Source organism: Actinomycetota bacterium, from assembly GCA_040881665.1.
GTDB lineage: Bacteria > Actinomycetota > UBA4738 > UBA4738 > HRBIN12 > JBBDWR01.
In genome coordinates, this window is record JBBECT010000005.1 from 255,150 (window position 1) to 270,883 (window position 15,734).

General features: G+C 68.1%; 16 protein-coding genes. 4 read left to right on the forward strand and 12 right to left on the reverse strand.

The features are described from left to right. Positions 1-9: 9 nt before the first annotated feature. Positions 10-504, forward strand: a complete 495-nt coding sequence (locus WEF05_06935) for a hypothetical protein (protein ID MEX1101621.1) — start codon at positions 10-12, stop codon at positions 502-504. Positions 505-565: 61 nt separating this feature from the next. On the opposite strand, the gene WEF05_06940 is transcribed toward WEF05_06935, so the two are convergent. The 11 genes from WEF05_06940 to WEF05_06990 all read right to left on the reverse strand — a co-directional run bounded on the left by WEF05_06940 (position 566) and on the right by WEF05_06990 (position 11,587). Next, on the reverse strand, positions 566-1,030 hold the full coding sequence (locus WEF05_06940; protein ID MEX1101622.1) for an SUF system NifU family Fe-S cluster assembly protein: 465 nt from the start codon (positions 1,028-1,030) through the stop codon (positions 566-568). 54 nt (positions 1,031-1,084) lie between these two features. Further along, complete coding sequence (locus WEF05_06945) at positions 1,085-2,347, reverse strand: cysteine desulfurase (protein MEX1101623.1); 1,263 nt, start codon at positions 2,345-2,347, stop codon at positions 1,085-1,087. Between the two features lie 34 nt (positions 2,348-2,381). Then, positions 2,382-3,179, reverse strand: a complete 798-nt coding sequence (sufC, locus tag WEF05_06950; GenBank protein MEX1101624.1) for a Fe-S cluster assembly ATPase SufC — start codon at positions 3,177-3,179, stop codon at positions 2,382-2,384. Next, positions 3,176-3,496, reverse strand: coding sequence for a non-heme iron oxygenase ferredoxin subunit (locus WEF05_06955; protein MEX1101625.1), 321 nt, complete (start codon positions 3,494-3,496; stop codon positions 3,176-3,178). The genes sufC and WEF05_06955 overlap by 4 nt, the downstream gene beginning before the upstream one ends. After that, positions 3,496-4,836 carry a Fe-S cluster assembly protein SufD gene (gene sufD, locus WEF05_06960; GenBank protein MEX1101626.1) on the reverse strand — a complete coding sequence of 447 codons (1,341 nt, stop codon included), beginning with the start codon at positions 4,834-4,836 and terminating at the stop codon, positions 3,496-3,498. Before sufD ends, WEF05_06955 begins: the two co-directional genes overlap by 1 nt. A 3-nt stretch (positions 4,837-4,839) precedes the next feature. Then, the gene (sufB, locus tag WEF05_06965) at positions 4,840-6,252 is read right to left on the reverse strand and encodes a Fe-S cluster assembly protein SufB (protein ID MEX1101627.1); all 1,413 of its coding nucleotides are present in this window, start codon (positions 6,250-6,252) and stop codon (positions 4,840-4,842) included. 165 nt (positions 6,253-6,417) lie between these two features. After that, the gene (locus WEF05_06970) at positions 6,418-7,104 is read right to left on the reverse strand and encodes a phosphatase PAP2 family protein (protein ID MEX1101628.1); all 687 of its coding nucleotides are present in this window, start codon (positions 7,102-7,104) and stop codon (positions 6,418-6,420) included. Positions 7,105-7,112: 8 nt separating this feature from the next. Then, positions 7,113-8,621 (reverse strand): Ppx/GppA phosphatase family protein, encoded by a 1,509-nt coding sequence (locus tag WEF05_06975; GenBank protein ID MEX1101629.1) that lies wholly within the window; start codon positions 8,619-8,621, stop codon positions 7,113-7,115. Further along, positions 8,618-9,787, reverse strand: coding sequence for a lysylphosphatidylglycerol synthase transmembrane domain-containing protein (locus WEF05_06980; protein MEX1101630.1), 1,170 nt, complete (start codon positions 9,785-9,787; stop codon positions 8,618-8,620). Before WEF05_06980 ends, WEF05_06975 begins: the two co-directional genes overlap by 4 nt. A gap of 127 nt (positions 9,788-9,914) precedes the next feature. Next, the gene (locus WEF05_06985; protein ID MEX1101631.1) at positions 9,915-10,760 is read right to left on the reverse strand and encodes a sulfurtransferase; all 846 of its coding nucleotides are present in this window, start codon (positions 10,758-10,760) and stop codon (positions 9,915-9,917) included. Positions 10,761-11,131: 371 nt separating this feature from the next. Then, the gene (locus WEF05_06990; GenBank protein MEX1101632.1) at positions 11,132-11,587 is read right to left on the reverse strand and encodes a metal-sulfur cluster assembly factor; all 456 of its coding nucleotides are present in this window, start codon (positions 11,585-11,587) and stop codon (positions 11,132-11,134) included. Between the two features lie 58 nt (positions 11,588-11,645). Here WEF05_06990 and WEF05_06995 point away from each other — a divergent pair, with 58 nt between their 5' ends. The 3 genes from WEF05_06995 (at position 11,646) to WEF05_07005 (ending at position 14,522) form a co-directional block, all read left to right on the forward strand. Beyond that, positions 11,646-12,284, forward strand: a complete 639-nt coding sequence (locus tag WEF05_06995; protein ID MEX1101633.1) for a response regulator transcription factor — start codon at positions 11,646-11,648, stop codon at positions 12,282-12,284. 133 nt (positions 12,285-12,417) lie between these two features. After that, on the forward strand, positions 12,418-13,704 hold the full coding sequence (locus WEF05_07000) for a HAMP domain-containing sensor histidine kinase (protein ID MEX1101634.1): 1,287 nt from the start codon (positions 12,418-12,420) through the stop codon (positions 13,702-13,704). A 119-nt stretch (positions 13,705-13,823) separates the two neighbouring features. Then, positions 13,824-14,522: a hypothetical protein gene (locus tag WEF05_07005; protein ID MEX1101635.1), complete on the forward strand. Its 699-nt coding sequence runs from the start codon at positions 13,824-13,826 to the stop codon at positions 14,520-14,522. 27 nt (positions 14,523-14,549) lie between these two features. Here WEF05_07005 and gcvT read toward each other — a convergent pair whose 3' ends face one another. Then, positions 14,550-15,659 (reverse strand): glycine cleavage system aminomethyltransferase GcvT, encoded by a 1,110-nt coding sequence (gcvT, locus tag WEF05_07010; GenBank protein ID MEX1101636.1) that lies wholly within the window; start codon positions 15,657-15,659, stop codon positions 14,550-14,552. Between the last annotated feature and the right edge of the window lie 75 nt (positions 15,660-15,734).

The following is a 15,734-nucleotide window of genomic DNA, read 5'->3' on the forward strand; positions in this document are numbered from 1 at the left end:
GGTTCCGCCGTGATCGCCCGCTCCTCGCTCGTGCTCGTGGTGCTCGCCGTGTTCGTCGGGGGGTGCGGAACGGGTGGGTCCGAGCCGGCGGCTTCGACCTCTCCGGCGATGAGCACGCCGGCAAGCCCCTCCGCCTCGTCCCCCGCCGAGCCGACACAGAGCGACGATCCGGATCCGACCACGTCTCCGACGGCATCACCCAACGCGAGCGAGGCTCCGCTACCCGTCCCGGAGATCACGCGTTTCGACGCTCCCTCGCGGCTCGCCTGCAACGACCCGGTGTCCGAGCTCATCACGATCCGCTACCGCGTGGTCCGGGCCGATGAGGTCCGGTTCGATCTCGACGGCGCCGATCTGTCCAGTCGTGGCTTCCCCAACAAGGGGTCCGCGCAGTTCGATCTCCCGTGTGACGGGGAGAACCACAGGCTCACTCTGCTGGCGTTCGTGGCGGGCAGCGACGACGTCGCGGCGCAGGCCTCGCGGATCGTGCGAGCACCTCGCTGACACATCACTCCGGCGTCCGTTGACGGGCGTGCGTACCGGACGCGAGATCGCGCCGGGCGCGTTACCCGCCGACCGTGTGCGACGCAGCGCCCGATGCTTCACCGTCGGCTCCGGTCAGCGCCTCCTGCAGCACGTCCCAGGCGAGCACCGCGCACTTGATCCGGATCGGGTACTTGACCACGCCCTTCAGCGCGATCAGGTCTCCGAACTCGTCCTCGTCGGGCTCAAGCTCGCCGGCCATCATGCCTCGGAAGTCGGACGCGAGCTTCAGCGCGGCGGCTGCATCGACGCCCTGGACGGCCTCGGTCATCATCGACGCAGAGCTCTGCGAGATCGAACACCCCGCACCCTGGAACGCCACCTCTGCGAGCGCGTCCCCGTCGGTGTTCACGAAGACGGTGATCTCGTCCCCGCACAGCGGGTTGTTCTGATGGTTCGATCGGTCGGCCCCGGCGAGCTCGCGCTTGTTCCGCGGGTTCTTGTAGTGGTCGAGGATGACCTCTTTGTAGATATCGTCGAGTGCCAAGGTTCGTCCGTTCTCTCCATCACGCGGCCCGTATCGCGAGCCCGAGCGAGCCTACTAGAAGGCGAACACGTCCTCCGCCTTCGCCAGCGCCTCGATCAGGACGTCGACCTCGGCGGGCGTGTTGTACACGTAGAACGACGCACGCGCCGTCGCGGGCGTCCCGAAACGCCGCATCACGAGCTGGGCGCAGTGGTGCCCCGCTCGCACGGCGACCCCCTGCTCGTTGAGGATCGTCGCGATGTCGTGGGGATGCACGTCCTTGTACCAGAACGACACCGCCCCTCCGCGTAGGTCGGGATCGGTCGGACCGAACACGGTCGCGCCGGCCTCGAGCAGGCGCTGGAGCGCGTACGCGGTGATCTCGCGCTCGTGCTGCCGCACGGCATCCATCCCCAACCGCTCGAGGTAGTCGATCGCGGCACCGAGGGCGACCTGCTGCGCGACGTTCATCGTTCCCGCCTCGAACTTCAGCGGGATCGGCTTGTAGGTGCTGTGGTCGGGGAAGACCTCGTGGATCATCTCCCCTCCGCCGAGGAAGGGATCCATCACCTCGAGCAGTTCGCGCTTGCCGTAGAGCGCGCCGGAGGCGGTCGGTCCCAGCATCTTGTGGCCGCTGAACCCGAGGAAATCGACGTCGAGCGCGGTCACATCGACCCGCGCGTGCGGCACGAGCTGCGCACCGTCGACCACGACCACGGCTCCGACGGCATGCGCGGCCTCGATCAGGCGCGGCAGCGGGGTGATCGTCCCCAGGGCGTTCGACATGCCCGTCACACCCAGCAGTTTCGTCCGCTCGGTCAGCAGCCCCTCCAGCGCGTCGAGGTCGAGCACGCCGTCGTCGGTAATCGGGATGTACCGCAGGACGGCTCCGGTCGCCTTCGCCGCGAGCTGCCAGGGAACGATGTTGGAGTGGTGCTCCATCTCGGTGAGCAGGATCTCGTCGCCCTCGTGCAGGAACTTGCGGCCCCAGCCGTGCGCGACGAGGTTCACCGCCTCGGTGGTCCCGCGCGTCGACACGATCGTCGCGGGATCGGGTGCACCGAGGAACCGGGCGATCGACGCGCGGGCTCCCTCGTACAGCTCGGTGGCCTCTTCGGAGAGCTGGTAGATCCCGCGGTGGGCGTTCGCGTTGTGACGCTCGTAGAAGGTGCGTTCGGCTTCCAGCACTTGGCGAGGCTTCTGGGAGGTGGCGGCGCTGTCGAGGTAGACGAGCGGATGCCCCTCGATCTGTCGCGTCAGGATCGGGAAGTCCTCGCGGAGCTTCGCGACGTCGAGCCTCGCTCCCGCCGTGCCCATCGCCTGCTCGCCGACCGCCATGAGCCTCGCTCCTTCGTCCCTCTCCTGGGCCGACCTACTCGGTCGAGGCGCCGACGGCCTCGGGCAGTCCGAGCTGGTCGCGGATGCCCTCGTAACCCTTGTCCTCGAGCTCGAGGGCAAGCTCCTTGCCTCCGGACTTCACGATACGACCGTCCATCATCACGTGGACGTGGTCGGGCCTGATGTAGTCGAGGATCCGCTGGTAGTGCGTGATCAGCAACACACCGAGATCGGGTCCGACGAGCTGAGCGACCCCCGTCGCCACCTGCTTGAGCGAGTCGATGTCCAGACCGGAGTCGGTCTCGTCGAGGATAGCGATCTGGGGCTCGAGGACCGCGAGCTGGAGGATCTCGTTCCGCTTCTTCTCGCCGCCTGAGAATCCCTGGTTCACGTACCGGTTCACCATGGCGTCCTCGACGCCGAGCAGGTTCATCTTCTCCTTGAGATGCTTACGGAACGCCAGGGCCGAGACCTGATCGCCCTTGATCGACTGGTAGGCCGTCCGCAGGAAGTTCACCACCGAGACCCCGGGCACCTCGACGGGGTACTGCATCGCGAGGAACAGCCCGCGTTGCGCCCGAGCGTCGGGCGTCAGCCCCAGGATGTTCTCACCCTTGAACAGCACCTCGCCGTGCGTGACCACGTACCCGGGCCGGCCCATGATCACGTTCGACAGTGTGGACTTGCCAGATCCGTTCGGTCCCATCAGGGCGTGGGTCTCGTTCTGGTGCACGGTCAGGTCGATCCCCTTCAGGATCTGCTTGCCCTCGACCTCGGCCTGCAGGCCGCGGATCTCCAGGATCGCGCCGTCGGCGCTGTCGGTCTCGCTCATGGGGTCACCTCGATCAGGATGTCGTCGCCTTCGACCTTCACGGGGAAGACGTCCACCGGGATGGTGGCGGGAAGGGTGGTCGGTCGGCCGGTCTCGAGGTCGAACGTGGAGCCGTGCTTCCAGCACTCGATCGTCGCGTCCTCGACGTCCACCTCGCCCTCGTCCAGGTAGTAGTGCGCGTGCGAGCAGACGGCGTCGATCGCCCGGAACCCCTCGGCTCCGAGGTTGACGATCGCGATCTGGCGACCGCCGGCCTCGACGCGGATCACTTCGCCCTCGGGGACGTCGCCCACGGCCGCGACCTTCACCAGCGGCATCAGACGTCCTCCCGCTGGAGCTCGTCCTCGATCTCGGCGGCCACACTCTCGCGGACCTCTTCGATCGTGATGCGGTCGATCACTTCCTGGAAGAAACCCTTCACGATCAGCTTCTCGGCCTCGGCCCGGGCGATCCCCCGCGTCCCGAGGTAGAAGAGCTGATCGTCGTCGACCGGGCCCGCGCTCGCCGCGTGTCCGCATCGGACATCGTTCGCCTCGATCTCCAGGTTCGGGATCGCCCGGGCGAACGCACCTTCGGAGAGCATGATGTTGCGCGAGGTCTGCATCGCATTCGTTCCCTGAGCACCCGGCCGGACGTGGACCCATCCCGAGTACACCCCGCGCGAGGTGTCACGCAACGCGCCCTTGTACAACAGATCGCTCGTGCACTTCGCTGCGACGTGGTCCTGCTCGGTCCGATGATCGAAGTGCTGGTCGCCGTCGGCGAAGAACAGGCCGAGCGCTTCGCTGGACGCGCCGATCCCGGCCATCACGCTCTCGGCCTCGACGCGCGCGAGATCCGCGCCGAATCCGACCGAGGTGGTCCGCAGGTCGGCGTCGCGGCTCAGGTGCGCGCGCTGGACCGCCAGGTGGGTCATGCCCGCGCCCCAGTCCTGGATCGAGACGTAGCGCACGCGCGCGGACGCATCCGCGTGGATCTCGGTGACCGCGTCGGACAACGCGCCCTCGAGATCGGGCGAGGCGTACCGGTCGATGAAGGTCACTTCGGCATCGGGTCCGGCCACGATCAAGGTGTGCGGGAACACCGCCGCTCCGTCCACGTCTACCCACGTCAAACTCTGCAGCGGAACCTCGATCGTGACGCCCTCCGGCACGTACAGGAACGTTCCCCCGGTCCGGAACGCGGCGTGCAGCGCCGTGAACTTCGAGCGCCCCGTCGGGACGATCGCGTGCAGGTACGGTTCGACGAGATCGGGCCGTTCGAGGATCGCCGTGGCCAGGTCGCCGAACACGACCCCCTGCTCCGCGAGCTTCGCGTCCAGGTTGGTCAGCAGCACCTCGGAGTTGCGCTGGATCTGGAGCCCGGATCGATCACCGACGATCGCGGCGCCGGCGACGATCTCCTCGGGCACCTCGTCCAGGCTCGCGGCCGTTCCTCCGCGCGTGAACGGCGCGAAGGACAGCTCCAGCGCGGACAGATCGGTGTACCGCCATTCCTCGGTCTCCTGCGACGGGATCGGCAGGGCGTTGAACTCGGCGAACGCGTCCTTACGGAGCTGTCCCACGAACGGCGAGGTCGGCGGGAGTGCCGCGAGCGCCGCTTCATCGAAGCTGGTGACGGGCACGTTGATGTCGGTGTCGGTGGCGCTGTGCGGCATGAGCTACCCGACGGAGCCTTCCATCTGGAGCTCGACGAGGCGGTTCAGCTCGACGGCGTACTCCATCGGGAGCTCGCGGGTGATCGGCTCGATGAAGCCGTTCACGATCATCGCGGTCGCCTCGACCTCGGAGAGGCCGCGGCTCATCAGGTAGAAGAGCTGGTCCTCGCCGACCTTGGAGACCGTGGCCTCGTGGCCGAGCGAGGCCGTCTCGTCCTCGACCTCGATGTAGGGGTAGGTGTCCGAGCGGGAGTCCTCGTCGAGGATCAAGGCGTCGCACCGCACGTTGCTCTTGGCGTGGTGCGCATCGGGCTCCACCCGGATCAGACCGCGGTACCCGGTGCGGCCACCGTCCTTGGAGACCGACTTGCTCGTGATCACACTCGTCGTGTACGGCGCGGCGTGGATCGCCTTGCCGCCGGCGTCGGTGTGCATGCCCTTGCCCGCGTAGGCCACGGACAGCACCTCGCCCCGCGCACCCTTGCCCATCAAGTAGATCGACGGGTACTTCATCGTCACCTTCGAGCCGATGTTGCCGTCGACCCACTCCATCACGGCGTCCTCGTGTGCGACGGCGCGCTTGGTCACGAGGTTGTACACGTTCGTCGACCAGTTCTGGATCGTCGTGTAGCGCACCCGGGCGTTCTTCTTCGCGACGATCTCGACGACCGCCGAGTGCAGCGAGTCGCTCGTGTAGATCGGAGCGGAGCATCCCTCGACGTAGTGCACGTAGCTGCCCTCATCGGCGACGATCAGGGTGCGCTCGAACTGGCCCATGTTCTCGGCGTTGATCCGGAAGTAGGCCTGCAGCGGGATGTCGACGTGGACACCGGGCGGCACGTAGATGAACGAGCCCCCCGACCACACGGCCGAGTTCAACGCCGCGAACTTGTTGTCGTTCGGCGGGATGATCGTGCCGAAGTATTCCTTCACCAGGTCCGGGTACTCGCGCAGCGCCGTGTCCATGTCGGTGAAGAGCACGCCGATGTCGTCCAGTTCCTTCTTGATCTTGTGGTACACGACCTCGGACTCGTACTGCGCGGAGACTCCACCCAGGTACTTCTGCTCGGCCTCGGGGATCCCGAGCTTCTGCCAGGTGCCGCGGATGTCGTCAGGCAGGTCCTCCCACTCGGCGGCCTGCTTCTCCGTGGACTTGATGTAGTAGTAGATGTTGTCGAAGTCGATGCCGGACAGATCGGCGCCCCACCACGGCATCGGGCGACCCTCGAAATGCCGCAGCGCCTTCAGGCGGAACTTGCGCATCCATTCGGGCTCGCCCTTGCGCGCGGATATCTCGTCGACGACGGCGGCAGACAGGCCGCGCTTCGGCTCGAACACCGAATGCGACGGGTCCTTCCAGTCGAACCGGTACCCCTTGGCGAGTTCGTCGAGATGCTCTTCCTGGGTGATCGCCATGCGGCTGGTCCCTCTCGCTCGTGGTCGTGACGGCCTCGTCGCCCAGCGTGCGGCGGACGCGATGCTGGTCTCCAGGAGACCTCGTGCTCAAAGTCTACCGTCTGAGTCGGATTCCGTCCGATTCCGGCAGAAGCCCGACCCGCGCATCCTCGCAGGTAGGACGGCCTACGAACCCCCGTCAGGCTCGCCTGACGGAGACCGCATCGGCTGGCGGTCGCCGGCCTCCCTGGTGGGCACGCCGCCGACCAGGGTCGCCAGGGCGCCCGCCGCCACGCCGAGCCCCGCACCACCGACCACGTCCAGCGGCAGGTGCGCCCCCACGTACACCCGGGCGACGCAGACCACGATCCCGAGCCCGACCGGCACCCACCTCCACCCTCGGGGGAGGAAGGCGAACAACACGAAGGCCAGCGCACCGGCGACCGCTGCGTGGCCCGAGGGGAACCCTCTCCCACCGGACCCGATCCCCCGAAGTTCCACCCCGTCCAGCAACCCCCCCGGGCGCGCCCTGGGAGCGATGTCCTTCACGAGCTTCGCGAGGATCCACACCCCGACACCGGCCACGACGACCTCGCACGCGAGACGCACACGGCGTGCCAGGAGCGCGGCGACCGCCACCAGGGGGATCGTGATGAACGTGCCGCCCTGCATCAGCAGCCAGATCGGCCGATAGAGGGATCCGGGCAGATCGTTCGCCAGACCGAACACCGTCACCTCGAGACCGCCGACCGCCTCCGCGTCCACGAAGAGGGTGGATGCCCACAGCACGCCGATGCCACCGACGATCCATCCGAGGTCGCCAGGACGGCGACAAATCCCACGACCGGAAACGATCGAGGTCCAGATCGTCACCCGCGGCTTCACCGGTCGACGACGTGCGCGACCGACAGCGGCCTTCCGAACACCTGCAGGAACCGTTCGCCGACGGCTCTCGGTCGCCACCCCGCCGGTACGGGCGCCCGGACCTCGAACCCGTCCCGCGTCCACCCGCACGCGACGTCCGCCCGATCCGCGGGCGGGATCCGCCGATTCAGCTCGTCTGCCAGCGCGAGCACCGTCGCCGCGCGCACGACCTGATCACGATCCTCTTCGTCGAGCAGGCCCCGGTACGGACCGAGACGGACATCGTCATCGGCTTGACGGAGTATCGCGGTCAGCAGCGCCAGATCGTGATGCGAGAACCCGCCGAGATCGGCAGCCGTGGTCAACATCGCCGCGTGCTCGAAACGATCGTAGTAGTCGATCGCGCGCCCGGCGTCGACGATCGTGGCGGCATGCCCGAGCATCTCCCGCACGTCGTCTCGTGCTTCCGGCGCAAGCACCTCGAACAGCCGTTCCGATATCTGCGTGCGGCGGGAGGCGGCGCGCTGCTCCCAGGTGGCGAAGCGGCCGGCCAGGTTCGCGACCGAGGCCGTCCGGACCCGCGGCGGCGAGGGAAGCTCATCGGAGACCTCGCGCAGCGCGATCCCCTCGCGGATGCCGCGGCTCGACACGAGAACCCGTTCGGCACCGACGACCTCGATCGCAGCGAGCACCGCGAGCGCGCCTCCGACGATCGTGTCGGCACGATCGGGGTTCAACCCCGGCGTGTTCGCGCGACGTGACATCCCGCGTCCCGCGAGGAACTCCATGAGCTCCTGCAGACGTGCTTCCGGAAGCTCGTAACCGTGCAGCAGGGGAAGCGGGTAGTCGATGCGGCGACGGTCGATCTTCGCGAGGTTGCGGATCGTTCCTCCGACACCGACGAGCGCCTCGCCGTCCTCGAGCCGCGGAACGCCGGCCTTGCGCACGGCCTTCGCAGCGTCCTGACGGAGCTTGCGCATCTCCTTGTCGGTAGGTGGATCCGAGATCAGGTACCGATCCGACACCCGCAGTGACCCCAACGGCAGGGTCCACGCCTCGTGCTGCACGCGGCCGCTGAAGCGGGTCAGTTCCATGCTCCCGCCACCCACGTCCATCACCAGACCCGCGGACACCGGAAGGTCGTGGACCGCACCCAGGAACCCATACGCGGCCTCCCGATCGCCCCCGATCACCTGCAGGTCGATCCCGACCTCCTCATCCGCGCGGCGCAACAACTCGTCCCCGTCCTCGGCCTCGCGTACCGCGGAGGTGGCGACGGCCAGCGTTCGGGTCGCCCCGGCTCCGAGCGCCACCGCGCGGAAGTCCTGCAGGGCTTCGAGCACGCGCTCGATCGCATCCGACCCCAGCCGATCGCCGTCCCGCAGCGATCGCGCGAGACGCAGCGGCGCCCGCGCATCCTCGAGAACATCCAGATGCCCCCCCTCGCGGAACCGGAACACCACCATCCGTCCCGAGTTCGAGCCGATGTCGATCACCGCGATCGGAGGCTCGCCGGTCGCGCTCACCCGCCCGCTCCACCGACCCCGGCGGCGGCATCGCCCTCGCGAAGGATCGACTGTTCTACGTCCTTCATCGCTCCGGTCTCACGCCGCCACGATCGGTTCGTGCGCCAGAACAGCCAGGTACCGACGCCGATCGGGATCGGAGCGAGGTAGGTCAGCGCTCGGAAGACCAGCACCGCGGCCACGATCTGCGAGGCAAGCTCGCGATCGACGCCGACCGACAGCGCGCCGACATATCCGAGCTCGACGATCCCGACACCGCCGGGCGTGATCGGCAGGGCCGAGATCAGTCGCGCGAACGCGAACGCCGCGAACACCTTCGTCGTGCTCACCTCGGCTTCGGACGCTCCGACATGGCGCAGCGTCACGAGCAGCACCACGAACAACGACAGGTGACTCACGATCGTTGCGATCGTGATCTTCCACGCCCGGCCGCGGAGCAGGTCGATCGTGTTCCGGCGGAATTCGACGGCCGACACCGCCCAGTCGCGCGTCCATGGACGGCGGAACAGGCGAACGACCCACCCGGCCGCGCGCCCGAGCGTGTCACCGACGCGACGGGCGAGCTCCTCGCTCCGCAGCACGAGCCAGAACAGGACGATCGAGACCGTGAGCACCGCGACGCCGATCGGCGCCGCAAGCAACAGCGCCGAGGACACATCGCCCTGGATCGCGAGGAGCGCGACCGCCACGACCGGGGTTCCGAGCTTGACGAAGGTATTGAACACGCCCGAGACCAGCACGAGCCGAACGATCTGGGCCACGGTGAACCCCCACGAGGTGAACATCGCGTAGGTGAGGCCGACCGCGACCGCGCCTCCGGCCGGCACGGTGTTCGACACGGCGGTCGTGGCGTTCGTGACGACGAACGCCTCCCGTAGCCGCAGGCCGGGCAGACAACTCACGAGGACGGGCAGATAGCTGAGGACGTTCCAGATCGAGACGACGATCAGGCTCGCCACCTCGAGGCCGGTCATCGCCCGGATCGTGGCCCAGACTTCTCCGTAGTCGGCGATCCGCGGGAAGATCCCCACGAACACGAGCACCACGATCGCGATCGTGACGATCCCGCCGATGATCTGCTTCGAACCGATCCCTCGCTTCGCCCCTGCTGGATCGGGACGGTGTCCTGCCTGGTCGAGGGGGTTCTGATCCGGAGCGTCGGGCACCGGCTCATCCTAGAGGGTCTGCCCGGAGGGGGCGGTCGCGGACCACGACGCAAGGAACCCCGCCCGAAGGCGGGGTTCCGATCGATCGTCGCCGTGCGTCGTCGCGGTGCGGCGTCGCGGTCGGGCGCTACCCCTTCTCGACCGACGCGCCGACGAGGGAGCCGTACTCGGTCCACGACCCGTCGTAGTTCTTGACGTTGTCGAACCCGAGGAGCTCCTGGAGGGCGAACCACGTGTGGCTCGATCGCTCTCCGATCCTGCAGTAGGCGATCACCTCCGCCTCTCCGGTGATGCCCTGCTCGGCGTAGAGCTCGCGGAGCTCATCGGCCGACTTGAAGGTGCCATCCTCGTTCGCGGCTTGCGACCACGGGATGTTCGCAGCCCCCGGGATGTGCCCGGGCACCTGCGATTGCTCCTGCGGGAGATGGTCGGGCGCGAGCTTCTCTCCGCGGAACTCCTCGGGAGATCGAACGTCCACGAGTTCGACGCCGGAGCCAACCTTGGCGATCACGTCGTCGCGCAGCGAACGGATCTCGGGACGCTCCGGGCCCGAGACCGCGATCTGAGTCGCCGGGTAGCTGGGAACCTCGCGCACGAGCTCGCGGGACTCGAGCTCCCACTTCTTGCGGCCCCCGTTGAGCAGTCGCACCGCGTCGAACCCCCGCAGCTTCAAGATCCAATACGCGTAGGCGGCGAACCAGTTGTTGTTGCCGCCGTACAGAACGACGGTCGTGTCCTGGTCGACCCCCGCATCGCGAAGGAGCGCGGAGAGCCCCTCCTGGTCGATGTAGTCGCGACCGACATCGGTGTGTAGATCGGTCGACCAGTCCCACCCCACCGCGCCTCGGATGTGGCCCTTGTCGTAGGCCGAGGTGTCCTCGTCGACCTCGATCACGCGCACCTTCTCGTCGCCCAGGTGCTCCTCGAGCCAGTCGGTGTCGACCAGCACGTCAGGCTTGGCGTAGTCCGCCATCGGTTTCAACTCCTCTCGCATCGTGCTTCGGATCGGATCGTGTCGTGATCCATATCGGATGCATCGATCGGGCGGATCGCTCGACGGCCCTCGATCCGTAGTCTCGGGTGTCGTCGGCCCCGCAGGATCAGGGCCGGCCGGCGGGCGTCTATGCGAGGGCGCCGGAAGGCATACAGCACAGGCGCGAGGGGATCATCGCCGCCACCACCCCGATGCATCTCGTCCGAACCACGGTTATCGACCGTCCCCTTCGGTGACGTTCAAGTGTTCTAGCGGCTTTGCAGGTGCGGTGTCAACCACGCGACCTGCGACGACACGTCTCGAGCGCGTGCGGGAACCCGCTCCGGGAGGACCGGGATCGCCTCGGGGGGTCAGAAGACGCCGAGCGCTGCCTTGGCCTCGTCCGACATCATCTCCGGGCTCCACGCCGGCCGCAGGACCATCTCGGGCCGGATCTCGCCGACGCCCTCGAGCTTGCCCACGAAGGCCCGCATCTGATCCTCGATCATCGGACCGATCGGACACCCCATCGTGGTGAGCGAGTAGGTGATGTCGACATCCCCACCCGAAAGATCGACCTCGTAGACGAGACCGAGGTCGACGATGTTGATCCCCAGCTCAGGGTCGTAGACGTTCTTCAGCGCTTCGAGCACCGCGTCTCGTGTCGGCCCGTCGGCCGAGCCCCGATCGGCCGAGGTCTGGCCGTCGGCGGCATCGGCGGATGCGGGAACGGCCTCGGCGCCCGCGGTCGCTGGGATGCCCTCGGGCGCACCGCTGTCGGCAGCACCGGAGGCGGGAGGGGTCCCCGCGATCGTTTGCTCGTCCATCACACGTCCCTCGGGTCGGTACGACTATCCTATAGCCGCATCCGTCGAACGGAGTCTCATGTCCAACATCCGCGCCCTGATCGTCGATGACCACCCGGTCACCCGGGACGGTCTGCGCACCGCGCTCGAGCTCTCCGATGACGTCGTCATCGTCGGCGAGGCCGGGACCGGCGAGGAGGCACTGATCCAGGTCGACGAGCTGCATCCGGACATCGTGTTCATGGACGTCCGCATGCCGGGCATCGGGGGGATCGAGGCGACGCGCGAGATCCGCAAGGCCTCGCCCACGACACATGTGATCCTGTTCACCGTGGACGAGTCGCGCTCGGCCATCACCGAGGCGATCCAGGCGGGGGTCTCCGGATACCTTTTGAAGGATGCTTCCGCCGACGAGCTCGTCGATGCAGCGAAGCACGCGCTCCAGGGCAAGGCCGTGATCCACCCGACCTTGACCCGCGCGTTCATCGAAGAGGTGCAGGTCCAGGACAAGGGCCCCGAGGTCGCGCCGTTGTCCAAGCGTGAGACGGAGATCCTCCAGAAGGTCGCGTACGGCGCGACCACGAAGGAGGTCGCCCGCGACCTCGAGATCTCACCGCACACCGTGAAGACCCATCTCGAGCGGATCTTCGAGAAGCTCGGCGCAAACGACCGGGCGCAAGCGGTCGCGATCGCGATCCGCAACGGGATCGTCGAGTAGCCGCGCGGGGCGACGGGCTCCCGTTGCCTCCGAACGCGTCCGAGCGTAGCGGCCCGTTCGGGTGAGGGCGCACTCCCCCATCCGACCTGCGACGCATCCCCCTCAACTTCCGAGGGCCGGAGACGATACATCCATGGGGCGCGTGCGCCGTGGTCCCCGCGAGTGGCGGGCTGCGATCGACCGACCCCCAACGACCGTGATGAAGATCCTGCTCTGTGACCGTGGCAACGTCCTCGCGGACTTCCAGCACCTCGTCCGCGCCGAGCATCCCGATGCCGTCGTCGAGATCGAGACGGACGGCTACCGGGCGGTCGAGCTCGCCTACGCGGGACAACCCGACGTGGTCGTCACGGAAGTCGACCTCGCGGGCGTCGCGGGCGTGGAATTGATCCGCCGCTTCCGCGAGGCGGCCCCACGTACCCGCGTCCTCGTGTGGACGACGCTCGCCGCCGCCGACACGTCCCTCACGATGCTCGGAGCCGGGGCGGCCGGCTACCTGTTGAAGTCCGACGCCGCGGAGATCGTGGTCCGCGCGATCGACGCGGTCGTCCGCGGAGGGATCGCCCTCTCGCCGTCTGTGAGCTCGATGCTCGCCGAGCAGCAGGCTCGGGCCCGCCTGCGCGAGCTCGAACTCGAGGACACCCTCGCCCGCAGCGTCGGCGAACTGGAACAGATGACCACGGCCAAAGCAGAGTTCCTCGCCAACATCTCCCACGAGCTGCGGACACCCGTGACCGTGGCCAAGGGCATCGCCCATGTGCTCGCGAATCGCGATGTGCCGGAAGAGGCGCGCAAGGAGTTCCTCGACAAGCTCGACGAATCGCTCGAGAAGCTGATGGGCATCGTCGACGGCATCCTCACGATCGCCGAGCTCGACAAGGGCAGCCTCGAGCTCGAACGCGCGGACGTGGATCTGGTGCCGGTGCTCCAGGAGATCTCGACGGATGTCGGAGCGAAGTACGATGACGTCTCGATCGAACACGCCTTGCCACCTCGCCTCCCCGCGAACTGTGATCTTCCGCGCATCGCCGAAGTCCTCAGACATCTCGTCGATAACGCCTGTCGCTACTCGCCGGCGGGAGGAACGGTGACCGTCCGGGCCCGGGCGATGGACGAGGGGGCGGTCGTCTCGATCACCGACCGGGGCGAAGGGATCCAGCGCGAGATGGTCAACCGTGCCTTCGACGAGCCCTTCTCGGTGGGCGAGGCAACGATCCGCAAGGAGCGTGCGGGTGTGGGGCTCGGGCTCCACATGGCCCGCAAGCTCGTGATCGAGCACGGGGGCGTGATGTGGGCCGACCCGTTGCCCGGGGGCGGTACGCGTGTGTCCTTCTGCCTGCCGGCCCGGCCGGGTCAGGCGATGACCCGTCCCCCGGCACTGCCCGCCGAACCCGCGGAGGCGGACGCCGCGGTCTCCTGACCCTGCGGCGAGCAGAACCAACCCCTAGGCCTTGACTCGCCGGTCAGAACGACATCTTCACCGCCCACGTCTGGCGTCCCCGGCAGGCCCGGCCTATCCTCGCGCCAGAGGCCGACAGGGTGCGGAAGATCGTCGCGGGAATCGTGCTTGCCCTGGTCGCCGCGGGATGCCGCGACGGGCAGGTCAGCGCGCCCGTCGGCGCCCTCTCGGTCCTCGCTCCCGATCGCCCCTCGACCCTCGACGAGATCGCGGCGGGACCGGTGCGCGCGCTCGTGCCGGACGAATGGAACACGATGCCGACGGGCTCTGCACTGCATCAAGGGGTCTGGGCATCCCCTCGTCCCGACGCCTGGCCGCGGATCGACGGATCGGTGGCCGGGATGGCAGCGACCTACGTCGATACCGGACGCACGGGCGTGCCGTCCGACTACTTCTACCTCGCCGCGACGGGACCCGCTCTGCGGCGACTGACCCGCTCCCACGACTGCCGCGCGGATACCCGGCGGGTGGTGGTGGACAACCGGCCGAGGTTCCTCGACGGGAGACGTGGCTCCCCGGGCGACTACCTCGCGACGGCCGAGGGTGCGTGCCACGTGAAGGGCGCCCCGACCCGATGGGCCTACTTCGTCGCGGCACCCGGGTACGGCGACATGCGCAGGATCGGCATCCCCTCGTCCGGCCTGTACATCGTGGTCGCGGTCGCACCGGACACGCGGCGGGGCAACGGGCTCGTTCGACGCCTCGTGGAGGGCGCTCGGTTCGGGAACGCGGGTGTCCGCGACTTCATCGCGGCCGCACGAGCCTCCGCCCCGCGCTAACCGCCTCGATCCCCCGCAGATCCCCGGCTACCGAGGAGATCTGTCGACGAACGGGGGCCGCACGATCTGCGCCGCTCCGCGGCGCCCCCTGATGTCCACCTCCATGCGATCGCCGGGAGACAAGCGGTCGGGCTCGGTCAGGTACGCCAACGCGATCCCCCGCTGGAGCAGAGGAGAGAACGTGCCGCTGGTCACTTCACCCACCGGATCGCCCCCGTCGAGCACCACGTGATGGGCACGCGGGATGTGGCGCCGTTCGTCCATCATCAGTCCTCGCAACCGGCCCGGGATGCCGTGTTCGCGCTGGCGCTGCAGTGCCTCGCGGCCCCGGAAGTCCCCCTTGTCGAGGTCGACGGTCCACCCGAGTCCCGCTTCGAACGGGGTGCGGTCCTCGGAGAGATCCTGCCCGTAGAGCGGGTATCCCATCTCGAGCCGGAGGACGTCACGAGCGGCGAGACCACACGGCGCGATCCCCGCCGGTGTCCCGGCGGCGATCAGCGCGCTCCACAGATCCTCGGCGATGTCCTGGTAGGTGAACAGCTCGAACCCGACCTCGCCCGTGTATCCGGATCGCGTGACGATCACGGGGCGGCGGCGGAACTCGCTCTCCCGGCACTCCATGAATCCGAGCTGGTCGGCACCGTCGAAGAGGCCGGCGACGACCTCGGTGGCGCGCGGACCCTGCACGGCCAGGAAGCACCAGTCCTGGTGGTAGAGCAGGTGCAGAGGCTGGCTCGCTCGCGCCTCCTCGAGCATCCGGAGCACCTTCGTGGCGTTCGCGGCGTTCGGGACGACGAAGTAGCGCTCTTCCCCGAGCCGATACACGATCAGATCCTCGACGACCCCGCCTCGATCGTTCAGCACGAGGTTGTAGAGCGCCTCCCCGATCTGGACACGTTCCAGATCCCCGGTGACGACGTGCTGCAGCATCTCCAGCGCCCCCGGGCCGGTCACGTCGACCTTGCCGAGGTGCGTGAGATCGAACAACCCGACACGCTCGCGGACGGCTCGGTGCTCCGCGAGGGCACCCTCGTACTCGATCGGCATGTCCCAGCCTCCGAACGGGCCGAGCTTGGCGCCGAGCTCCCGGTGGATCTTCTCGAGCGGGCTGCGTTTCAGGACGGTGGAATCGATCACGACGGGCGCATCCTAGCGGGGGGCGTACCGAAGCCACTGAACAGCCGTTCGAACCCCGGGTTCAAGCTGCTGGAC